This window comes from Variovorax durovernensis, assembly GCF_977011995.1.
The window spans coordinates 2,463,854-2,486,859 of record NZ_CDRNCW010000001.1 but is presented as its reverse complement, the minus strand read 5'-3'; the positions used below and the strand labels follow the sequence as shown (position 1 = coordinate 2,486,859).

The window sequence follows — 23,006 nt, the reverse complement described above, 5'->3', positions numbered from 1 at the left end:
TCTTCGATGATCAATGCCGAATTCGAGCACCTTCTGCGCAAGGCCCGCGATGCGCAACGCGGTGGGATCGAAGCCTGGCGAGTGCAGTCCACCGGCGAACGCGTGGCCGTTGCCCTTGTGCTCAACCGGGCCGACTGGCTCACCGAAATGGGCTACACGTTGGCGGAGGCGGTCGACCGCACGGGTGGCGAATGGTGTGCCCTCTTGTTGACGGTTGAGCGAGCGCTTCACCACGAACGGGAGGCCTCTGGAAGCGCCGATGCCGACACGAATCCTGCTTCTCGCCCAACATGACATCGACCACAGGAATTGCGCGTGACTACGAACACCATGCCTTTTGGCGACCCGCCCAACCTTGCGGGCCGCATCCCCGATGACTCCACATCAGCGCCGCCACCGGTCATTCTCGCGACTCGGCGCATGCTACCGATGGATGCCGACACTCACATGGTGCTGCACGCGCAGGTCTTCTTGGCCACCCACGCGCTGCCGCCGAGGGAGGACCGCGCTGCGCAGCAGCAGTGGCTCAAGGGGTTGTATCGCGTGATGGCATCTGCCGGCCCGGCTGCGATCCTCTCCGACGAGGACATGGTCCATGCACTCGCGTTCCATTGCGGACTGGCTCTGACCGAGGTGCGCGGCCAAATGCCGAACATAAGCCGGATGCGCGAGGCCTGTGAAAGTGCCTTGAGCGGCTTGCGGTTCTCCGGTGTTTGATGGGCCGACGGGCGCCAAATCGGACGTCGCTATCCCCCTTCCCCCTTCCCCCTTCCCCCTTCCCCCTTCCCCCGCCACAGTGCCATGCGCGCAGCTTGCTATCTTCCCGTCCGCTTGATCGATCTTGCGTCCGGCTGGCTCGTAGTTTCCAGACACTACCGGGGCCTGAATGTGAGAGCGCCCAGTCGTGAACAAGCCCTCGCGCAGGCCGCGACGCTGTTGCTCGATGGCGTACGCGAACTCTTGTCACTGCGGCGGCTGCCGCCCGGTCTGGGCGACGTCCTTTGCCCGGGCGAGACCGCGATTCACTTGCCGCTCGTGCTCGCAGCAAAGATTGCCCTCATGGAGGGACTGCACGCCGCAAACGCATCGAGCAACGCCCAAGCGGCCAGTCTGCTCGGCATCGGCGAGAAGCACCTGCGCACGCTGCTCGATCCCCGTCGCCCCAGCAAGATCACGAACATCGAAGAACAACTCGCGAAGCTCGGAGTCAGGCTCACCCTGGGCTTCGAAGTTGCAAAGCGCTGACCTGGCTCGATGCCCTTGCGATGATTCAGGCGGCATCACCACCTGGCAGCACCGAACACCCGGTCGCCCGAACAATGCTGTCGCAATTGAACCGGCAAGATTGCCCTTCTTTGGCGGTCAACTTGAGCAAGAGCGTCGAGCCGGACATGCTGCCGATGTAGTTGCTGCCGGCAAGGGGAGCCAAGCAAAGCTCGCGAGGATCAACTCGCCGACGAGCCCGAGTCATGCGCAAAGGCGAATCGGCATGAAAATTGACGTCCTCATCATCGAGCGTCGTGCCATCGTGGCAGACGTGATATCTGAGTTCGTTGCCGCAAATCCGCGGGTCAACTCCGTCGCCAAAGTCGGTTCCGTGAAGGAAGCGCTCAAGCTGTTCCTTCAAGACAGCAGGCAGTGGGGCTTGATTCTTTTGGATTTGAATGTGTCGGCGGGGTCCGGTGCCGAAGACCTGTCCCTCGCTCGAGAGATGCAATTCGTTGGGAAGGAAGGCACGACGTGCGTTCTGGCGCATGACCCTCAATTCCTTGAACAGGTTCGAGCTGACGGTTTTCATGGGTACATACAAAAAGCCCTGCCAACCCGTGATTTCACCCATGCATTGAACCGAGTCATATCCGGCGAGAAGATCTTCGTCATCGTCTGACGACGAATCAGAGATCGCGGCCGTAGGTAGGTTGATGTCAGGTGGACCCCGACATTTCGGCGCGAGACAACAGCACCGTCGATGCGCTCTGAACAAGCATCGTCAAGTCGATGTCCCTATCGCGCCTCTGACCGAGCGGCCAACTGCAACGCCCGCTGCCGACGTATGCCAGTCAGCCGTGGCTGCCCTTCATCTGCCTACTCACCTGCTCAGAGGGAGGGAGTGGAACGACTCTTGTCGAGTTGCGAAGGTTCGCCGATGTTGCCCACCACGCCGGCAACGACTGTGGGCGCTATGCCGACACACCGACACTTTGAGAAAGAAAAGCCCGCCGCGACGAGGGATCGGGCGGGCTGAAGGGTAGCCCTATTCAGGGAGAAGGGCGCAGTAGACCGGGCTACCGCCAACGATATTACGAAATGGGCCGCAGACATTCCGCCCAAATGTGAGCGATCTGATTCAAGACGGCTAATGCAGTGTGACGGATGTCGCGCCGTTCGCACTGTTTACCGGCGCAGCATCCACTTGCGGCAGGGCATGAGTGCTGGCATAGGTGCGCGGCGTGCACCCATAGCGGTTGCGAAACACCAGTCCGAAGTAGGCCGCATCGGCAAAGCCGCAGCGATACGCGATCTGCGCGACCAACATGGAGGCCGGTGCCGGCGCACGCAGCATGCGCGCCGCCGTTTCCAGCCGGACATGACGGACCGTATCCAGGAACGACATGCCGTGCCCCGCGCTCGCAAAGACCTTGTGCACGTGGCGCACAGATGCGTGGAACTGTTTCGCAAGCCTGGCGACGCTGATCTCCGGGTCCGCGTAGTTGTCCAGAATCCAGCGATGCATTTCGTCATGCTGCACTCGGTCTCGCTCGGGAATCGGATCGCGCACTGCGGGCAGCGCGTTTTGCGGCAGTGCGAACGAGAGCATGGAAAGAACGTGCTCCGCCATCAGTTCCTTCTCGAAGGGACTGCTGATGCTCTGCAACTGATGGAAGTCGAGGCCGTGCAGGTATGCCGACAACACAGCCGGCCAACCTGTATGTCCCTTGAGCAAGGTGGCGGCGGTGCCGCTGCCGCTCGGTAGCCAGCGCGATACCAACGACCTGGACAGACCGACAAACCACATGTCAGTGCAGTGCGGCGATTGCAGTCGCATGAAACGGTCCGCATCGACCAGCACCACGTCGTTGGTTTCGTTCGTGGTGAACGTATTGAGCTTCAACAGAAGATAGAGCGGATGCGACGCCGCGTCTTTGTGTTGCTCACGCACGATGCGGCCAACATCAATGGCGTTCCCGCGCACCCACATGAAGGCGAGGCCACCGATGTCGATGGCCTTGACGTCCTGCCACAGGGGCGCGGTCGTCGCGTCATCGAAGTGCTTGAGGCAGCAGTCCGCATCGGCCGCGCCGACGAAGAATGAGAACCGCCTTCTCGCTGGCAGAGGGCCGACGCCGCGGTGCTGAATGGCGGGTGGGGGTGTCATGGGGTGTCACAGCATTTTGTGACGTCGATTGCAGGACTGCAATCAGGTGGTTAGCCCACGCACCATTGCGCTGAGAACTTAATTGCTAATTCACGGCGAAGGGTGTTGTTTTGCCGTGTCTTTGAAGTGTGCGGTATGTGGCGCTCTCGATCCCAATTTGCGGGCACTTCGTTTTATTGACATTTCTGAATGCCTCGCAAATCGACAATCCGAGGTCTCTCTGACGCTGTGTCAGAGATTCCAGCATGTTGCCTCGCGCCGCGCATCGCTGTCAGGTTGCGCGATTCGAGAAGCATAGAACAAGATGAATAAAAATATTTTTAGGGTGATCTGGAGTGTTGCACGCGCGGCCCGCGTTGTTGTCCCCGAGGCCGCGACCAGCGCTGGGAAGGGAACGTCCAAGGCAACAAGCGGCGGTGGTGTTGCTGCGCCGACTTCGACAGCTCCGTCACCGCTGGTGGCGACCGCCGCGCTCTTTGGTCTGTTGGTGGCCATGCCGGGACAAGCGCAGATCGTTGCCAACCCGATGGCCCCCGGTGGCATGCGCCCGATCATCCTCGTGTCGCCGAACGGAATTCCCATCGCAAACATCGCGACGCCAAGCGCGGCCGGGGTCTCCAGAAATCAATTTTTGCAGTTCGACGTCAATGCGCGCGGCGTGGTGGTCAACAACTCACGAGTCAATGCACAGTCGGGCATCGGCGGGTGGATAGTTGGAAATCCCAACCTGGCAACTGGCCCCGCGAGAGTGATCTTGAGCGAGGTCAATTCGAGCAATCCATCGTACATCAACGGGCCTGTCGAGATTGCGGGTCAGCGTGCCGAATTCATCCTTGCGAACCCGTCAGGCATCGCAGTTTCAGGCGGCACGTTCATCAACTCATCTCGCGTGACGCTGACCACGGGCACGCCGCAATTCAACGCCTTCGGCGGCCTGGACAGCTACGTGGTGAGAGGCGGCACGGTCAGTATCAACGGCGCAGGCCTTGATCTGAGCAAAACGGACTACGCCGCCATTTTAGCGCGAGCGGTGCAGGTCAATGCCGCGATCAACGCGACGGACCTGAAGGTCGTGACCGGTGCCAACACTATCTCAGCGGACCACACGCAGATCACACCGACCACCGGCACGGGTGTTGTGCCGACCTTTGCCTTGGACGTCGCGCAAATCGGCGGGATGTTCGCAAATCACATTTTTCTGGTGGGCACCGAGGCTGGCCTTGGAGCGCGAAACGCCGGAAGTATCGGTGCCAGCAATGGCTCATCGTCACCGCAGCGGGCAGGCTCGAGAACACCGGCACGCTGGAAGGCACGCGCGTCGAGCTGGCCAGCGCGGGCGACATCGACAACCGGGGTGGCACGATACGCCAGACCAGCAGCGTGGGGCTCACGCTGGCGGCACCCGTTTTGTCCAATACGAGCGGCGGAGTCATCGGTGCTGAACCCGTGCCCGCGCCGACGGCTGGGACTGGCGGTGGTACGAGCACAGGAGGCGCTGGCATAGGCAGCACCCCCAGCCCGAGCACACCCGCCGCAGGAACAGGCTCCAGCCCGACTTCCAGCGGCACGACCGCACCAGCGCCGGCACCGTTCGTTCCCACATCGCCCGGCACGATCACGGCGGCAGGCTCGATCCTCAACGACGGCGGCCGAATCTACAGCGGTGGTCCGATTGCGCTGCAAACCCCGCAGATCAACAATGCAGGTGGCACACTTTCGGTGGCGAGCATGGCGGTCACGGGGCCCAACTTCTCCAATGCCCACGGCACCCTGAACGTCAGCCAGAGCTTCAGCGCCAACGTCGGCAGCTTCGACAACACAGGCGGCAAGCTGAACACGGGCAGCCTGAGCATCGCCACCAGCGGCGATCTCCTGAACACCGATGGAACGCTCACGAGCGCCACGGATGCCAATCTGACGGTTGGCGGCAAGGCCGAAAACACACGGGGTGTGATCGCCGCGACGGGCGCACTGACCGCCAACGTGACCGGCGCCACGATCAACAGCGCCGGCACCCTTGCGTCCAATCAAGGTCTGACGCTCAACACCAGCTCACTGGAAAACACCAAGGGCAGCTTGCAATCGGCGCAGGCCGGCGTGCAGCTCGCGGTGACCAATCAACTGGTCAACGGCAGTGGCGGCTCCATCAATGCGGGCACGGACCTGAACGTCCAGGCCGGTTCGCTTTCCAATGGCGGCAGCTTGCGCGGTGGCAACGATGCCAGCGTCGCGGTCGGTGGTGCTTTGACCAACGACGGGAGCATCACGGCAGGCCGGCATTTGACCGTTGCCGCCGGCAGTGTGCAAGGCAGCAGCGGTGTCCTGGGTGCCGGTATCCAGAGCGACGGCACGCTGGGCAGCGTTGGCGATCTGCGCGTCACCTCCTCCGGCGCACTCGTTGCCACCGGCAAAAACCTCGCCGCTGGCAACGCGACGCTACAAGGCACAAGCGTCGATTTGTCGAACAGCCAGACCAACGCCGCGAACATCGCCATCACCGCCACCCAAGGCAACGTCACCACGAACGCCGCCAAGGTCACCACAGCGGGCGCGCTCGCGGTGAAGGCCGCCGGTGCGGTCTCCAACGTCCAAGGCACCTTGGCCGCCAACGGGAACACGTCCATCGACGCTGCGAGCCTGGACTCCACGGGCGGCACGGTTGCAGCGGTCAAGGGCGACCTGACCGTCACGACCACAGGCCAGACCGTCAACGACGCCGGCACCCTGCAAGCTGGCGGGAAGACCACCTTGTCCAACGGCGGCATGAGCAACGTCGCGGGCAAAGTCTTCGGCGACAGCCTGACGGTCGACACGCACGACAATGCCCTGAACAACGCACAAGGCACCCTGGCAGCCACCACCACGGTGGCCCTGAGCTCGGGCGCTCTGTCCAACGACGCGGGCCTGATCCAGTCGGGCGCCGCGATGAAGATCGACACCCACGGTCAGAAGCTGACCAACACCAACGCCGCCAGCCACAGCACCAAGCAAGGCGGTATCGCCAGCGGCGATACGCTCGTGCTGATCACGGGCGACCTGACGAACAAGGCTGGTTTCATCGGCGCGAAGAACGCCCTGAGCGCCGAAACCCAGGCCTTTTCCAACACCGACAAGGGCGCTGTCTTCGGCCAGTCCACCGTTGCGATCAACGCCCACGGCGCCAAATACGACAACAGCGGTGGCCAAACGCAGGCGGTGGGCGACCTCGGGATCAACGCCGGCGACATCCAGAACGCGGGCGGCCTCGTGCGCTCGCTCGCCACGACGACCCTGAACGCCGCGACCATCGGCAACACCAACACCCAGGGCACCGATCAGGGCATCGAGGGCAAGAACGTCATCCTGACTGTTGGCGACCTGACCAACGACACGGGCGGTGCCATACGGGCCGATGTCAATGCCACCATCCGCAGCGGCGGCACGGTGAGCAACAAGAACGGACTGATTTCTGCCGGCGACACGCTGAGCATCGTGGACCCCAACGCGGCGAACCCCGCTGCCAAGACGCTGAGCGTCGTGAACACAGGCGGAACCCTGGTGGCCGGCACTGCCGCCGTGCTCGGCGCAGACGGCAAGGTCCAGACCGCAGCCTTCGGCAAACTGGAAATCGACGCCAAGGGTTTCAGCGGCGACGGCACGACCGTCGGCGTCAACGACCTGAGCATTGCGCTGGCGCAGGACGTGACGAACAACGTCGACGTCAAGGCCGGCGGCAACCTGACCTACTCGACCACCGGCAAGCTGACCAACAACGGCAAGCTGCTCGCGAGCGGCACCGTCACGGCCAGCGGCAACGAGGTCGAGAACACCGCCAACGCGGAGATCACGGGCAACACCACCGTGGTCAGTGCGACCGGGACGCTGACCAACCGCGGCCTGATCGACGGACACAACACGCAAATCAATGGCGCCACGGTCACCAATGTGGGCACCGGCCGCATCTACGGCGACATCGTCTCGGTCGCAGCCAGCAGCACCCTGAACAACATCAGCGAGACCGTTGGCGGCGCGGGCGGAGTCACCAAGGCGGGCACCATCGCCGCGCGCGACACCCTGGACATCGGCGCGCAGACCATCAACAACCGAGACCATGCGCTGCTCTTCAGTTCCGGTGGCATGTACATCGGCGGCGCTCTGGATTTCAAGCGCCAGGCCACCAGCAAAGGCGGCACGCTCAACAACGAAAGCGCCAGCATCGAATCGCTGGGTGACATGTCCATTGCCATGGGCGGCATCAACAACGTCGACACGCATCTGAAGGTTGCGACCACCAGCAGCACGGTGCTGGTTCCCAGCATCATCACGATGGACGGGAAATCCTGGGAGCCTTTCGATGCGCAAGGCAATCCCATCACGTGGGGCGATCCCGGCACGCGCTTGGTCTACCACAAGGCCGCTGATGGCACTGTCAGCGTCATCGGCAAAGGCTGGACCAATGCCGTCACCAACACCACGGTCACCGAAGACTCGGTAGCTCCCGGGACGGCCGATCCGTCGCGCATCGTCTCTGGCGGCAACATGACCCTTGACGGGCATGTCTACAACCACGACAGCCAGATCATGGCGGGCGGCGCGTTGAACGCGTCCGACGTCGACAACCAGGCGACACCCGGCAAGCGCGACACCTCCGTGAGCGCGGTATGGATTGGCTACAACCCCAATCGCCCTGGTAAGCCGCCAGAGGACCCACTCTACATCCCCCCGACAACGACGACCGAGACGTACAAGCTCACCGACTACACGCCGCAGGAGCATCTGAACGCCACCAAGGGCTACAACGCCGGTGTCGCGGGCCGTACCTCTGTGGGCGACGCGGCGGGCGGCGCAGGCGGCGTCACCGTCGGCGGGCGCCAAGGTGCTGTTGTGGAGGTCGCGTCCAACGTCAATGGCGTCAAGACCGCCGGGGCCGGCCAGTCCACCCCGATGGTGGTTCGCACCAGCCTGCCCAACACCGCCGTTCCTCAGGCCAGCCTGTTCAGCGTGAACACCGGCGGTCGGTATCTCATCGAGACGGACCCGCGCTTTGCAAACTATCGCCAGTGGCTCAGCAGCGACTACCTCCTGAACAACCTGGGCCTTGATCCGAACAACACCCTCAAGCGCCTGGGCGACGGCTTCTACGAGCAGAAACTGATTCGTGAACAAGTGGCCCAACTGACGGGCTACCGCTATCTGGACGGCTACTCCAGCGACGAAGACCAGTACACCGCGCTGATGAACGCGGGCGTCACCTTCGCGAAGGAATACGGCCTGCGGCCCGGCATCGCCCTGACACCGGCGCAGATGGCGCAGCTCACCAGCGACATCGTCTGGCTGGTCGAGCAAACCGTGACGCTTCCCGATGGGAGTACGCAGCAGGTTCTGGTTCCGCAGGTTTACGTTCGCGTGCGACCAGGGGACATCAACGGCAACGGCGCTGTGCTCAGTGCCGACAGGCTCAATATCAAGGGCAGCGGCGACCTCGTCAACACGGGCACCATCGCCGGGCGCACCCTCGTCAAGATCGATGCCGACAACATCAACAATCTGGGCGGGCGCATCAGCGGCGGCAGCGTGGACCTGAAGGCCAGGACCGATCTGAACAACATCGGCGGGACCATTGACGCCCGCGACAGCCTCAAGATCGACGCGGGGCGCGACATCAACGTGCGCAGCACGACCCAGACAAACGGATTCAACACGAACGTGGACCGCGTCGCGGGCCTCTATGTGACGAACCCGGGCGGCCGGCTGGTTGCCAGCGCAGGCCACGACGTGAACCTGATCGGCGGGATCATCTCCGATCAAGGCGCCGGTGGCTACACGTCGATCACGGCGAAGAACGACATCAACCTGGGCACCGTGACCGAGACCCGGGCGATGATGGGCGCCAGTTCCAGCACGTCGATGGCGATGGCACGCTCCCAGGAACTCGGGAGCACCATCTCCACCAACGGCACCACGCTGCTGAACGCCGGCCGGGATGTCAACGCCCGTCAGGCCACCGTGAACGCAGGCGATGGCCTGCTGAGCGTGCATGCAGATCGTGACATCAATATCGAATCGGGCCAGACCAAGGTCACGGGCAACTATTCCGCGCAGTGGAAAGACAAGGGGACTTTCAAGCGCACGGAAAACAAGCTCTCCGGCAGCTTCGACAGCAGCACCAGCGTGGGCAGCAGTTTCACGGGAGGTGCCGTTGCGCTGGATGCGGGCAACAACCTCAACATTGAGGGCGCTCGCATCGCCGGGCGCGATGGGGTTGCGCTCCATGGCGGCAACAGCGTGAACATCTACGAGGCGCGAAACACTTCCAGCGCGAGCGCCGAGTTTGACAAGAAGACCTCCGGCCTCAACTTCAACCCCACGCTTGGCGCGATCATCGGCCCCAAAGCGAGCGGAAAGACCGTCGAGATCAAGACCGACGTTGCCGCGCCGACCAGCATCAGCAGCGCAAACGGCGGTGTCCTGATCGAGGGCGGCGTGGTCAACATGCGTGGCGTGCAGGTCGATGCAGCCAAGGACATCAGGATCACGGGCACGGACGTCAATATCGCAGCGGCGGAGAACCGGATAGAGGTCAACGGCTCCGAATCGAGCCGTGGCGGCAGCTTCAACGCCCTCGGCTTCCATTCCTTCGGCAAGGGCATCAACGCCAAGCTGACCGACAAGATGGAGAGTTCCAGCACCTCACTGACGAACACCACGCTCAGTGGTGCGAACGTCAACATTGCCGCTAATGGCGCCCCCGGCAGCGCAGGCGGGACGCTGAATCTTGCGGGTACCGCGGTCAACACGCCCGGCACGCTGACGCTGAAAGGTGATCAGGTCAACCTGCTGCCCCAGATCACGGAGACCAGCCTGCGCAACACCAGCCAGGGCGGCGACGTGGCCTGGCAAAAGACCACCGACAAGGGCACCACCGACCAGAAGCTGAACTACAACCAACTCAACGTCGGGCAACTGGCGATCAATGCCAACCACATCCAGGCGGGCCTGGGTGCCAAGGACAGCGTCGCCGCACTGGGCAAGCAGCCCGGCATGGACTGGGTCAACCAGTTGCAGAACGACCCCAAGCTCAAGGACAAGGTCGATTGGGTCAAGGTCGAGGAAGCGCACGAGAACTGGGACTACCGCCAGCAGGGGCTGACGCCCGCTGCGGCGGCGGTGATAACGGTGGTGGTGGCCTACTTCACGGCGGGGGCGGCCTCAGGCATCGGTGGCGCGGCTGGTGAAGCGGCGGCAACGACGGCGACTGGGGGCGGTGTGGCCGTTTTGGGTGAAGGAGGATTCATAGCGGCAGGCGGGGTAACCATTTCCAGCGTGGTGGGTGGAGCTGTTACAGCAGGCATTTCCGCGCTGGCCAGTCAAGCCGCAGTGGCTGCGATCAATAACCAGGGTGACCTCGGCAGAACGTTGCATGACCTGGGCAGCAGCGCGAGCGTCAAGAACCTGTTGACGGCCATCGTCACTGGTGGTGTGCTTGGCGGACTCAACATGAATCCGAACGGCTTGCCCACGGCCGGTGGGGGCAGCCAAGAGTTCTTTACTCAGCTTGGGCAGAACTTGCAGGCTGGTGCGGCTCGAGCGGTAATCGGTACGGCCATCAATGGCGGCAGCTTCGAGAAGAACCTGAAGGACAACCTGAAGAATGCCATTCTTGACACCGTTGCCGCGCAAGCCGCCAATGCGATTGGGGACCTGACCAAGAAGGACGGGGTTCTCAATGATTTCACCAACAAGGTAGCGCACGCGATTGCAGGTTGCATGGTCGGGGCTGTGCGGGCCGACAACGCGGCGGGATGCGGCGCCGGGGCTTTGGGGGCCGCCATCGGGGAGCTTGCTGCGGAGGCGTATGGTCGTCAGACCGATACGGTGCAGTTTGCAGCGATGATTTCCGGCCTTGCCGTGGCCATCGCTGGAGGGGACGCATCGCAGATCAATCTCGGCAGTCAGGCGGGTGGGAATGCGGCGGCGAACAACTTCCTGAATCACGATCAGTGGGACGAACTCGCCACGAGGTTTGCTGCGTGCAAGCAGAAGCCCGGCGGCTGCTCGACATCGGACGAGCGAGCGCTGCGTGAGGAGTATCAGAGCAAGAGTGCTGCGCAGGACAAGGAACTGGCTGCGGTCTGTGCTGATCCGGGTTCCAGTGCCTGTCGCACGATGCTGGAAACGGCGCAGCAAGGCTCTGCTCGCCAGCAGGCCTTGGTGAGTGCCGGCCAGCTCCCGGAATACTACTTCGCCCTGCCTGGTTCGGACTTCAACGCGAATGTGCGCCTGACACAGCAGCGCGTGGACGCCTACGACGTTATTGCTGCCTGCGCGGCCAACCCGGCACAGTGCGACCAGCAACGCTTGCAGGGGTCTGCGCGGTTGTTGTTCACCGGGGTGAGCGTCGCGGCGATGACGGTGCTTGCCGCAGAAATCGGCATCGTCGGACTTGGGGTCACGGGCGAAGGGCTTTACACCTTTTGCGGCAGCAACCCGCAGCGGTGCCTGAATCTGGTCAACGCCGTGGCGGAGGTCACGACAGGCGCTGCCAATCCGACCAGCCCGACGCTTGGCGGGACCAGACCGGGTGCGACAACGCAGGCGCGTGGTTTTGGGCAGTATGGCGTGACGCGCTATATCGACGCGAACGGCAAAGCCATTGAAGTGGGCAACGTGATTCCCGGCGGGCTGGGCAATGCGGGGCTGACCATCGGCTCAGCCGAGGCCATCGCCAGAGCGCCGTTGAACCTGAGCCAGGTGAGCGCCGAGGCTTCGTTCGTGACTCGCGTCAGCGTGACGAACCTCGTGCGCAATGACGGAAAATTGGGCGAATCGCTGGCGCAGGAGCTGATGCAAAATGCGACCGGAATTTCCTTCCGATCCATCCAGAACAATTCCGGGCATGGCGTCGACTTGCTCGGAATCGATGAAACTGCCAAGATCATCTGGGCGCCGGAGGTCAAATCGTCGATCAATGGGGCGTTTCCAGATCCGAATACGCTCAATTTGATGCAGCGGACTCAAAGCTGGATCAATCAGGCGGCTGACGGTAGGATTACCAATCAGCAAATTAGTGCCGTAGATATTGAGTACGCGCAGCGAGTCCAAAGACTTTTAGAGAGTGGTGGTTATCAACTCAAACCGCTTGTCATCAATGTCAGCATTCCAAGACAGAACACCAGCGGCTTGGCTAGTGCAACCGTCATCCCGATTAACTGAAACCGTATTTCGGCATCATGAGCTACGAACCAAAACGAATTGGAATTCACAAGGGCTGGGAGAGATTTTGGCGATCTGCCTGCAAAGGGAGCGATGCCGAGTTGGCCTCTGTGCATGACGCGAACTGGAAAGCCAGACTTACCGAATTTGCAGATACCGGGAATATAGTGCTCCCCGACGATATCCCCCTGCATCCTGTTGATCCGCCTTTCGCTCCATGGGAAAATTCTTATCTAAGCTCAAACCTCAGTGGCTATGCCGCCAACATGGAGTTTTCCTTCGAGCAAATGTTAGTTGGGGGGACACCTGATCTGACTTCGGTAGGAAATGCGTTTGCGGCGCACTATCTCTCTCGTGTTTATAAGCTGAACACCGAGCTCTGGTATCCCACACGATTCGGCCGCCAGTTCAACAACCTGTCGGTGCTTGACATTCCTTTTACAGCGCTAGGCATGGTGCTGGATGCGCAACCGCGAGCTGAAAAGCTAGCACTCGCGCAGCTCGCTGCATATCGGGATGGTAGGTTTAGCGATACGCAATATCGCCCCCTCTTCATCTATATCTTCCGCATCTTTGCCAGTTACTTCGGCCAGCCGGATATTGAAGTGACTGGGGATGCGCAGAAGGACGAAGTGACCCAAGCCCTCTTCGCGCTTTGGCGAACTCCGGATGCAGATGAGTTGGTCGATGTGTGCCTGGACACGCTGGATCAGCACACGCATCGCTGTCATGTGGGCGATGCACGCCACTTCTACGAATTCGAGAGTTGCAATTGGATCCGCCTGCCCATCGAAATCTGGCTGACGTTTTGCCTTCGCGAAAAGCTGGGGCTACAGAACCCAGTGCTGGATCATCCGTTGATGCCGAAGATGGACTACCGGGAACTTCGACAGGTTGGCTGGCGACCGAGTGATCTCATTCAGCGCGTATACGACCGCATGCTGCAAGAAGGCATGGATGAAGATCAGGTGCTGAGCAGCATCATGAAGAGCGAGTAGACCCATCGTGGCCGATCAGATTCGAGGAACGTCGAGCTGAGTGACGAAGGAAGCGGTCGCGGTCCGCTGATTACGTGAGTCTTGGCCATCACCTTGGCCAAGTAAAAAGGGAGCCTGATTTGAAGCGCAACTTGTTGGCCGCTGCCGTGGCGGCCGTTCCGTGGCTGGCCTTGGCACAGCAATCCCCGACCACACCGCAACCCTTCGTCGAACAGCAGCGCCAGCAAGAACGCGAGCGCGCCTTGCGCGAGCAGAACGAGCGAACCGTCGACCAGCGCCCGCAGGCTGCGCCACCGGCTCCGCCCCAACGCATTCCCGAATCCGAATCGCCGTGCTTTCGCATCGACCGTGTGCTGCTGGTCGGTGAGCAGTCCGAGTCCTTCCAATGGGCCGTCGCCGATCTGTCGGGCCCCGATGGCAACGACTCCCCGATCGGCCGATGCCTCGGCACAGCCGGCGTCAACACAGTCCTCGCCCGCGCCCAACAAGCCGCCATCGCCCGCGGCTACGTCACGACCCGCGTCCTCGCCGCACCACAGGATCTTTCAACCGGCACCTTGACGCTGTCACTCGTGCCCGGCCGCATCGCCGCCATCCGCACGAACGCTGACTCTTCATCAACCTTGCTCGGCAGCCCCGCCTTGCTCGCCACAGCCATCCCCGCGCGCCCCGGCGATCTGCTGAACCTGCGCGACATCGAGCAGGGCCTGGAAAACCTCAAGCGCGCCCCCACTGCCGAAGCCGACATCCAGATCGAACCTTCGACAGCCGCAGACGCCAAGCCCGGCGACAGCGACCTCGTCGTCAAGTACGTGCAGTCCAAAAAATGGCGCCTCACCTTCAGCCTGGACGACAGCGGCACCGAGGCCACGGGCCGCTACCAATCCGGCGCCACGCTGTCGCTGGACAACCCCTTCGGCCTGAACGATCTGCTCTACGTTAGCGCCAACCACAGCATCAACAACCACGTCTTTGGCGACCCGGCCAAGGGCACCGAAGGCCAGACGGTTCACTACTCGCTGCCGTACGGCTACTGGCTGCTCGCCTTCACTGCCTCCAACAGCCAGTACCACCAGAGCGTGGCGGGCCTGAACCAGGACTACGTGTACGCAGGCAAAAGCAACAACGCCGAGATCAAGCTCTCGCGCCTGCTGTATCGCGACCAGCAGCGCAAGACGACGGTGGCCATCAAGGGCTGGCGCCGCGAGTCGCGCAACTTCGTGGACGACACCGAGGTCGAGGTGCAGCATCGCGTGGTCGGGGGCCTGGAGTTCAGCCTGAACCACAAGGAGTTCATCGGCGACGCGACGCTCGAAGGCACGCTGGCCTACAAGCGTGGCACTGGCGGCTTCGGTTCACGCGTCGCGCCGGAAGAAGAATTCGGCGAGGGCACCTCGCGCCTGAAGCTGTACACGGCGGACATCAGCCTCAATGCGCCGTTCAAGCTCGGCGAGCAGAAGATGCGCTACTCCGGCCTGATCCGGGCCCAGTGGAACCGCACACCACTCACGCCGCAAGACCGCTTCTCCATCGGCGGGCGCTACACGGTGCGCGGCTTCGATGGCGAGACGAGCCTGATGGGCGAACGCGGCTGGCTGCTGCGCAACGACATCGGTTGGGCGATGGGGCAGAGCGGTGCGGAGCTCTATGCGGGCATGGACTACGGTCACGTCGGTGGCCGCTCCACGGTCGATCTTCTGGGCCGCAGCCTGGCGGGCGCCGTCGTCGGCGTGCGAGGCCAGTGGAGCAAGCTGAGCTACGACTTCTTCGTCGGTGCACCCATCCGCAAACCTGAGGGCTACCGCACCGCCACGGTCACGCTCGGCTTCAATCTCAATGCCAGCTTTTGAATCGCAGGAAGAAAAAAATGAGTCATCGTATTTCCTTCGGCGTCGACCACTTCCGTCGAATCTACGCACTTCTCTCGACCGTCTCCGTGCTGGCTTTGAGCGGCTGCGCATCGCATGTGACAACGCCCCGACCGACTTTCAAAGAGATCGCCGTCATTCCCGTCACGTCACCAACTTCGATCTATACCGAAAACCGGATGCTTGCGGCGCCACTCATTCCAGCGATGATCGCGTCGTCCGTCGCCAATCGCCTCAAGACCAACGAGTTCAACGAACGGATGGCGAGGGCACGTGATGCGCTCGGCCCCAGATTCACCCAGATGCTGGTTGAAGAACTGCGCGCTCAAGGATTTTCGGCCCATGTCTTCGATACCTTCACGCGCAGCAGCAAAGCGCCGGACGATATCAACTACGACAAGCTGCCAACGCAGGATGCAGTGCTTCACATCTGGTTCACCGACGTCAGCATGGATTCGCCGCGAACATCCAGCGACTACGTGCCGCGCGTCAACATCGAGGCCGGCTTTTACCCGAAGCGCAATGTGCCTTATGAACATCAGCTGTATCTGTACTACCGCTATGGCACCGATGCAAATGGCGAGAAGTCCTGGAGCATTCCGAGCGATCCGAAGTACCGCTACGCAAATTTTGATTCGCTGATGCGCGGCGCTGACAGCGTCGCCGAAAGCTGGGAGATGGCCATGCGGGAGATGGCAAGGCGCATCGCGCACGATCTGCCCAAAGCCGAATGATCAATCCCTTCACTATCCGACTTTGGAGCGGGTCGTGGCGAGAGTGACTCTTAAACCAGCCGCGATGTACGGCATCCGCCTCCGGGTCGGGCATTGGGCTGTGGCTATCCAGCGCGATGGCGTGACCTTGGGCAAGATATTCAGCTTCACGGTGTATGGCAGCAAGGCTGCGGCGCTGCGCCAAGCCCAAGCCTGGCGCGACGAGATCATCAGACAGCACCCTCCGGCCACGCGACAACAGTTTGCGGCCACCCCACGGCGCAACAACACCAGTGGCTACACAGGGGTCAAGCTCTTCAAGGACAAAGATGGCACGCCCAGATACTGGGAAGCTTCCACCCGCCTGGGGCCGGGCAATACGGTGCGCAAGTTTTTTTCGATCAAGCTCTACGGCGATGCCCACGCCAAGGACCTGGCCATTGCCGAGAGGCAGAGGCAATTGGAGTTGATAGACGGTCGGATACAAACGCATCCCGACGAGGCCAAGCTGCGAGAGATCCCCGTGCCACGTCTGTTGCCGTCCGATAACAAGCGACCGAAGCGACTGCCGCAGGAAGCACTCAATACGACCAACACCAGCGGATATCCGGGCGTTTCATTTCGCGTGGACAAGAATTGGAACATTCCCTACTGGATGGCCGTGACTCGTGTCGGGGGCAAGACGATGACCAAATCGTTTTCCATCAAGCGATATGGCGATGCTCAGGCCAAGCAGTTGGCTATTGCAGAGCGGCAAAAGCAGATGGAACAGGTGCGCAAACTGGCCGATGAGGGTAAAACGCCCAAGCGTGGGCCCCGCAGGCGCATAGAGCAAATGACGGGGGCTGCATCAGCGTGAGCCGCCCTCCTCTTACCGCAGTGTCGTGGAACTTGGTTGCCCTCGACCCCGGCTGGGCAGCCCCACAAGAATCGGGAAAAATGTCGATGCGGCTCGCGACTTCGTCGGCGACCGATCGATGAACTCAAGAAGACAAGGTTCTTTCTCGTTTCAAGCCACATGACCGACAGCAAACCCAGATCTCTCTCGCCTGACGCCTACCTCGAAATGGGCCGCGCAATTCTGGCCGCACAACCCTTCAGTGTGTTGATCAGCGCCGAACTCCACGCGTTCTCTCCTGGCCACGCCGAGATACAACTTCCGCTCTCCGAACGCCTCACGCAGCAGAACGGCTTCGCTCACGGCGGCGTCGTCAGCTACCTGGCCGACAACGCTCTGACGTTTGTCGGCGGCTCCGCACTGCGCGCACCGGTGGTGACCTGCGAATACAAGATCAACTACGTCCGGCCCGCGATGGGCGAACGTCTGGTTGTGCGCGCCAAAGCCGTTCACAGCGGCAATTCGCAAGCCGTTTGTACCTGCGAGATCTTCGCGCTCAACGACGGTGTCGAGAAGCTCTGCGCGCTGGCGCAGGGCACCATTGCAAAACTGCCCGACCCTCCGACGAAGCCGGTATCGTGAACTTGTGCCCCCTTCGACCTTCCTTTCTAGGACTGACTCGAAGGGCAGTCGCGGGACGTTAGCCAGCGCATTGACGGGCGCATTCGTCGACGGCCTCAAGCATCTTTTGTCACGACGTCCGGGCATTCCTGTGCACCCGTCCGAGGATGCTTGAATCGCAGCCGAGGACCTCTACACGAACGGGCGCGGCAGCTTCGTTCCCCATGCGCCGCGCTCCTCAGGGCACGGCCAAGGTTTCCAAACGCCCGTCGATGTCCAGCGTGAACGTCTTCGAGGGCGACACGATGCGAAGATAGGAGCCGGCCGCCTCGAGTCGTACGGGGTTGCCCTGCGCGTCCGTCACGGCTCGAATGAATGTGCGCCGCGCCGGCACAAGCCAGACGGCCTCCTCCTCGCGCCAGGCCGAGGACACGCTGGACGGAACGTCGACCGCGAATCGCAGCGCAGGGTCGGACGCCATGCCATGACCGGCACACCCGGCGACACATGCCACCGCGGCGACAAGCGCAAGGATGCCCAAGGTCCTGAGCCCCGATGTCATTGCGCCGGCCCCTTGTATTCCTCCATCACGATGTCTCTCGACAAGGTGAAGGTGAAGGTCTCCCCCAGGTCGACGGTCCCCGTGGGCTTGATGTTCAGATTGCGCTGCATGATCGACTTGATGGTGTCCTGCAGCGTGCTGGAGAACACCGTCCCGCCCGTCTGGGTGCCGCCGGAAGCATTGGTGTTGATGGTGATGTTCTGCTGCGACTTCGGCTGCAACAGCGACGCCGCACCAATCAGCATCGACGCCCCGAGCATCTTCAGAAAATGATTGTCGACGTCGGCCGACAGGCCAGACACGCCCTGCCCGTCCTCGGCCGGCGCCCCGAGCAGGCTGACGCTCTTGCCGTTCGGCAGGATCATGCGGGTGAGAGCCACGAGCACCCGCTCCTGCCCGACGACCAGGCCGGTCGAGTACTCGCCGATCACCACCGAGCCGCGCGGAATCAGAAGCCGCGTGCCGAAGATCGAGTCGAAGACGTCGCTCGTGACGTGCGCGCGGATGCTGCCCGGCAAGTCGGTGTTGATGGCCTTGTCGAGGACCGTGCGCACGATCGTGCCCTGATACAGCGCCAGGCCTGCCCTGGCCGAGGTCATGTACTGCGCCGGCTCCCCCCCTTTGGCGCCCGCGCGTGCCATGAAGTCTTCGTTGGGATTTGAGGCCGACGCTGGGACGCCGCTCGCTCCAGATCGCTGCCCACCGAAGTTGCCGTTCGCGATCGTCTCCAGCAGCTTCATCTGCTGGTCGCTCGCGGCCTTGCTGCGCTCAGCCGCCTCGCGCGCGACCTGATCCGACCGCGATTCCCGAGGCACGCCGTTCGCGGCCGGCAGCGACACCTCATTGGCCTCGGTGCCTGAAGCGATGATGGATTCGCGCCGCGCCTGCTCCAATTGCTCGGGTGTCAGTTGGGGAGCCCCACCCGCGCTGCCGTTGCCGAAGAGCGCACCAGCGGCCGTGCCGTTGTTGGGGCCGACATTGGGGTCGTACGCCGTGCCGCCGGTCGGACGCGCGATGCCCGTGGACTTCCGATCGTCGGCGTCGCTCTTGAGCGCGGCCACCACCGCCGCGCCGGGCTGCTGGTCGTTGGGCCCCCGCACGGCGTCGGCCGCCGGAGCCCTGCCGATCAGCGGCTGGGTCGGCCAGGCCAGCATGCCCGCAACGGCCACGGCGCCGATGGCAACGCCCCACATCTTGTAGTTGCGCGCCGGCATGCCCTTGTTGATGTCGTCGTGCTGCGGATCGTTGAGGTCCACATCGCTGATGTCGTCCGGGTCGGGACGTAGCGGATCCGTAATGGGTTTTGCCATGTTGTCGTCTCGGTCGGTTCTCGGGTCTTTCCCTGGGGTTCCTGTGAACCGCTTACTTGCCGTCGCGCAGCACGCGCACTTCAGCCTTGCCCAGCTTCAAGACCCAGCGGTCCGAGGTGCGCTCGATGATGATCTGGTCGCGGTCGTCGCGGCCCCTTCGCTCGGGCACGGTGTAGTTCACCGGCATGAGCTTCTTGTCCGCGCCCTCCATGAAAACTGCCGGCAGGTCCTGCGTCCTGGGCAACCGCATCCAGGTCAGGGTGCCGTTGTCATACACGGCCGTCGGCTTGAACTCGGCGTCCCCCTCGACCCGGTAGCTGAAATTGAGTTGCGCCGGATCGATCGCCGCCGGCGACAGCTCCTGTTCCTTGCGACGGTTCGTCTCCTGCTGCACCACGGCGGCAGCCGCGCTCGCCTGCGCCTTGCGCTCGAAGGCGAACTTCTCTTCTTCCTCGGGATACGTGAAATACGCCTTCTGGACACGGCTGGCCGGCGAGGTGGTGGACACCATCTCGAACTGGTACGACCGCTTGTTCGTCACCAGCGTCAGCGACGTGACGGCGCCGGGCTTGAGCGCCTTCACGTAGAGGTTCTTCTCGTTGCCGGCGACACGCCACTGCACGGTCTCGCCCAGGCGCGGCTTTTCCGTCAGTTGCTCGTCCGCCCCGAGCTGGATGTGGGTGTTCATCCCCACCGTGACGGGCAGCGTGTAAACGATGTCTTCGTTGTAGGCATACACGCGGATCCGCGGGTCGAGCTGCCCGGCCAGCGGCACCGACATGGCGCTCCCGGTGGTCTGCTCTGCAGCGGCAACGCCGGGAGTCAGCCACGCGGCGGCGATCGCGCCTGCGAATGCCAGGACAGCCAGGGCACGCACGCGGCTGGGGTTGTGCCGGTCTTTTCGGCCGTTGGAAGGAGTGCGGATCATTTCAAGGTGTCCTCGGCAATATTGAAATTCGAGACGACGAGTCCCGTGGGATTGGCCACCGCTTGGGCGCGGGTTTCGGGCTTGACGGTGGCCAACGTCGCGGTGAGCGCAAAGGCGCCCACCGCCTTGGGAGAGCCAGGGCCGGGCCGACTGGTCAGCGTGAAGCGCAGCAGGACCACGTTGCTGGCAACGTTGTTGACCGACAGCAACTTGTATTCACGGACGTAGGCGGGCTTTTCCTTCAGCAGCACCGCTGGCTGGTTGCCCTCCTGGCGGAGGTAGTCGCGGATCTGGTCTCGGGCGGTGCCGACCGCCTGCGAGGTCACGCGCGCCACGTTGCGCTCCCATGTCGCGGCGTTCACCTCGGTCAGCGCCATCGCCCAGTCGCTCAGCCAGGCCGCCTTCATGTCGGTGTCCGGTGTCCAGGTGCCACCGACAAACTCGACCTGGGCACGGTTGCTCGCATCCTTTGACACCAAGGCGGTCTCCACGGTCTTGAGCGGAATCAGCTGCCAGAAGCCGACGCCGCTCAACACCAGGGCGCTGGCCAGAACGAACGCGATGGCTCGCCATTTGTTGCCCTCCAGCACCGGTTTGCTGCCACGCTCGAAGTACTGCTGCAGCGCCGCCTGTTCATAGGGACCCGGCACATCGCCGGTGACGACCGAAGAGGCAGGTGCACGCTGGCGTGGCTGCGCTTTTCGCGATGCGGATTGGATGGGCATGGCGTCGATTCTTCGGGCGCCATGGGGCAAGGGCCGTTGGAATGACGCGCCGTCGTGTGTGCGTTTTCAGGATTCGTGCGCTGACTTGGGCGCGTTCATCTCGGTTTTCGCCCGACGCCGGGCAAGCGGCCAAATTTGGCCGCTCGACACTTTCGGGTTCGTTTCTTGAACCCGCACCGAGAACGACATGCCCGGCGACGTCATTCGAACTTGCGGCGCCAGACCCGCATGCGAGGCTGATGCCATGAAGCCCACAGCCCCTGCCAAACACTCAGAATCGCCCCGGCCGGCCAGCGACAGCATGGCGTCGTCCGCCCACCTCGTGCAGCCCATCGTTGGGGATTTCAGCCTACCCGCCGGGTCCGTTGACGCAGCGCAGCCGATCTGCGGCATCGAGCCGCCTCCGCTCGATTGGCAGGGCCTGATCGTCGGCGGCGCATTTGTCCTGGCCTGCCTAGGCGTTCTTGCCAGCCTGGTGCGCTGACCGCTCGGCTCATCCGATCCCTACTTCGCTGTCCCGAGACCGACTGGCTGTCATGATGCATCGCCCCTCGTCGATCGAGATGCTCCCGGCGCCGGCCGGACGGGTGCAGTCCAATACCGCGGCCCACCTGCTCGCACTCTCGGAACAACTCGCCTGCGTGCAGTCGGCCATCGGCGAAGCACTCCATCATGGGTTGGACGCCTTCCAATCGGAAGCCCCGTGGGGAACGCACCGCGATGCGCTCAGTCGGGGGCTGATGGCCGTGCAGGCGTCGACAAGGGCGCTTGCCGAGACTGGTGACCTGGTGTGCAACCCCGCGAAATCGGATGGGAAAATCTCCACCAGCCGACCTCGCGCCCGAATTGCCAAACTGCTGTCGAGCCCGGGTGCCTCGCACTGGCTGAAGGCTGCGCTGTCGGCTGCGTTGGCGCGCGACCCCGTTGACGCGGCGGGCGATGCCGAAGTACTGGCCGATCTGCTCGACCTGCACGCGCAGGCGGCACTGCGTGAAGCGGTCCGCGGCGCAGCCACCGGTCCCGCGGCAGCACATTGATTGCAGTGACCCTATGTCCGATGCTGTGCCTGGGCTTCCGAAGCCTTACTTCGAAGACGGCACGGTCACGCTGTTCCACGGTGACGCGCTACAGTTGCTGCCCCTGCTCCCGCGGGCCGACGCCATCATTTGCGATCCGCCCTACGCGCAGACGAGTCTCGACTGGGATCGCTGGCCCGCCGGCTGGCCGGCCGCGGCTGCGCTCGTTTCGGACCAGATGTGGTGCTTCGGGTCGCTGCGCATGTTCCTCGATCGGGCAGAAGAACTCACCGATTGGAAGATGGCGCAGGACATCGTCTGGGAGAAACACAACGGCAGCAATGCGTCGAACGATCGATTCCGCCGCGTACACGAGCTGGCTGTCCACTTTTACCGCGGTGATTGGGCCTCGCTGCATCACGAGCCCCAGTACACCCACGACGCGACAGCCCGCACTGTCCGGCGCAAGCAACGCACGCCGCACTGGGGAGCCATCGAGAACTCTGGCTACAGCAGCGAAGACGGCGGTCCCCGCCTCGCGACCAGCGTCATGTACGCGCGCAGCTGCCACGGCCACGCGGTCAACGAAACCCAGAAGCCCGAAGCGATCGTCGCACCGCTTCTGCTGTACAGCGTGCCGGAAGGCGGACTGGTCGTGGACTGCTTCGCGGGCAGCGGCACCACGCTGGATGTCGCCCGCAAGACCGGGCGTCGGGGGATCGGGATCGAGAAGCGAGAGAGCCAGTGCGAAGCGATTGCACACCGCTTGTCCCAGCGACCGCTCTTCGAAGTGGTGCGTGAGATCACCTTCGCGAGCCGGCAACGGCCGCGTGTCGAAGCCGGGTGCTGACGACGATTC

17 protein-coding genes and 1 pseudogene are annotated in these 23,006 nt (G+C 62.9%); 13 read left to right on the top strand and 5 right to left on the bottom strand.

From position 1 onward, the window contains the following. Window positions 1-6: 6 nt before the first annotated feature. The 4 genes from ACWV14_RS11950 (at window position 7) to ACWV14_RS11935 (ending at window position 1,888) form a co-directional block, all read left to right on the top strand. Window positions 7-294 carry a hypothetical protein gene (locus ACWV14_RS11950; RefSeq protein ID WP_454909603.1) on the top strand — a complete coding sequence of 96 codons (288 nt, stop codon included), beginning with the start codon at window positions 7-9 and terminating at the stop codon, window positions 292-294. A 21-nt stretch (window positions 295-315) separates the two neighbouring features. Then, window positions 316-717, top strand: a complete 402-nt coding sequence (locus tag ACWV14_RS11945; RefSeq protein ID WP_454909602.1) for a hypothetical protein — start codon at window positions 316-318, stop codon at window positions 715-717. A 114-nt stretch (window positions 718-831) separates the two neighbouring features. Beyond that, on the top strand, window positions 832-1,245 hold the full coding sequence (locus ACWV14_RS11940) for a hypothetical protein (protein WP_454909601.1): 414 nt from the start codon (window positions 832-834) through the stop codon (window positions 1,243-1,245). Between the two features lie 244 nt (window positions 1,246-1,489). Beyond that, window positions 1,490-1,888 (top strand): response regulator, encoded by a 399-nt coding sequence (locus ACWV14_RS11935; protein ID WP_454909600.1) that lies wholly within the window; start codon window positions 1,490-1,492, stop codon window positions 1,886-1,888. A 468-nt stretch (window positions 1,889-2,356) separates the two neighbouring features. Here the strand turns inward: ACWV14_RS11935 and ACWV14_RS11930 are convergent, their stop codons facing one another. Then, complete coding sequence (locus ACWV14_RS11930; protein ID WP_454909599.1) at window positions 2,357-3,376, bottom strand: helix-turn-helix transcriptional regulator; 1,020 nt, start codon at window positions 3,374-3,376, stop codon at window positions 2,357-2,359. 304 nt (window positions 3,377-3,680) lie between these two features. On the opposite strand from ACWV14_RS11930, the pseudogene ACWV14_RS11925 reads away from it, so the two are divergent. The 6 genes and pseudogenes from ACWV14_RS11925 to ACWV14_RS11900 all read left to right on the top strand — a co-directional run. Then, window positions 3,681-11,350, top strand: a pseudogene (locus ACWV14_RS11925) (two-partner secretion domain-containing protein); the annotation flags it as partial. A 1,235-nt stretch (window positions 11,351-12,585) separates the two neighbouring features. Further along, window positions 12,586-13,566, top strand: a complete 981-nt coding sequence (locus tag ACWV14_RS11920; protein WP_454909597.1) for a hypothetical protein — start codon at window positions 12,586-12,588, stop codon at window positions 13,564-13,566. Between the two features lie 119 nt (window positions 13,567-13,685). Then, on the top strand, window positions 13,686-15,416 hold the full coding sequence (locus ACWV14_RS11915) for a ShlB/FhaC/HecB family hemolysin secretion/activation protein (RefSeq protein WP_454909596.1): 1,731 nt from the start codon (window positions 13,686-13,688) through the stop codon (window positions 15,414-15,416). A 17-nt stretch (window positions 15,417-15,433) separates the two neighbouring features. Beyond that, window positions 15,434-16,168, top strand: coding sequence for a hypothetical protein (locus tag ACWV14_RS11910; RefSeq protein ID WP_454909595.1), 735 nt, complete (start codon window positions 15,434-15,436; stop codon window positions 16,166-16,168). Window positions 16,169-16,232: 64 nt separating this feature from the next. After that, the gene (locus ACWV14_RS11905) at window positions 16,233-17,006 is read left to right on the top strand and encodes an AP2/ERF family transcription factor (RefSeq protein WP_454912757.1); all 774 of its coding nucleotides are present in this window, start codon (window positions 16,233-16,235) and stop codon (window positions 17,004-17,006) included. 159 nt (window positions 17,007-17,165) lie between these two features. Continuing rightward, window positions 17,166-17,627, top strand: coding sequence for a PaaI family thioesterase (locus tag ACWV14_RS11900; RefSeq protein ID WP_454909593.1), 462 nt, complete (start codon window positions 17,166-17,168; stop codon window positions 17,625-17,627). Between the two features lie 217 nt (window positions 17,628-17,844). On the opposite strand, the gene ACWV14_RS11895 is transcribed toward ACWV14_RS11900, so the two are convergent. The 4 genes from ACWV14_RS11895 to ACWV14_RS11880 all read right to left on the bottom strand — a co-directional run bounded on the left by ACWV14_RS11895 (window position 17,845) and on the right by ACWV14_RS11880 (window position 21,131). Beyond that, window positions 17,845-18,087, bottom strand: coding sequence for a hypothetical protein (locus ACWV14_RS11895; RefSeq protein ID WP_454909592.1), 243 nt, complete (start codon window positions 18,085-18,087; stop codon window positions 17,845-17,847). A 77-nt stretch (window positions 18,088-18,164) separates the two neighbouring features. After that, window positions 18,165-19,478: a TrbI/VirB10 family protein gene (locus ACWV14_RS11890; RefSeq protein ID WP_454909591.1), complete on the bottom strand. Its 1,314-nt coding sequence runs from the start codon at window positions 19,476-19,478 to the stop codon at window positions 18,165-18,167. Between the two features lie 52 nt (window positions 19,479-19,530). Further along, window positions 19,531-20,406, bottom strand: coding sequence for a TrbG/VirB9 family P-type conjugative transfer protein (locus ACWV14_RS11885; RefSeq protein ID WP_454909590.1), 876 nt, complete (start codon window positions 20,404-20,406; stop codon window positions 19,531-19,533). Next, window positions 20,403-21,131, bottom strand: a complete 729-nt coding sequence (locus ACWV14_RS11880; RefSeq protein ID WP_454909589.1) for a type IV secretion system protein — start codon at window positions 21,129-21,131, stop codon at window positions 20,403-20,405. The genes ACWV14_RS11885 and ACWV14_RS11880 overlap by 4 nt, the downstream gene beginning before the upstream one ends. Window positions 21,132-21,375: 244 nt before the next feature. On the opposite strand from ACWV14_RS11880, the gene ACWV14_RS11875 reads away from it, so the two are divergent. From ACWV14_RS11875 to ACWV14_RS11865, 3 genes are read left to right on the top strand one after another with little or no spacing between them, the layout of a single operon-like run. Next, window positions 21,376-21,615: a hypothetical protein gene (locus ACWV14_RS11875; RefSeq protein ID WP_454909588.1), complete on the top strand. Its 240-nt coding sequence runs from the start codon at window positions 21,376-21,378 to the stop codon at window positions 21,613-21,615. A 52-nt stretch (window positions 21,616-21,667) separates the two neighbouring features. Then, entirely contained in the window at window positions 21,668-22,168 is a 501-nt protein-coding gene (locus tag ACWV14_RS11870) for a hypothetical protein (RefSeq protein WP_454909587.1), read from the top strand. Window positions 22,169-22,181: 13 nt separating this feature from the next. Beyond that, window positions 22,182-22,997, top strand: coding sequence for a DNA-methyltransferase (locus ACWV14_RS11865; protein ID WP_454909586.1), 816 nt, complete (start codon window positions 22,182-22,184; stop codon window positions 22,995-22,997). Window positions 22,998-23,006 lie beyond the last annotated feature (9 nt).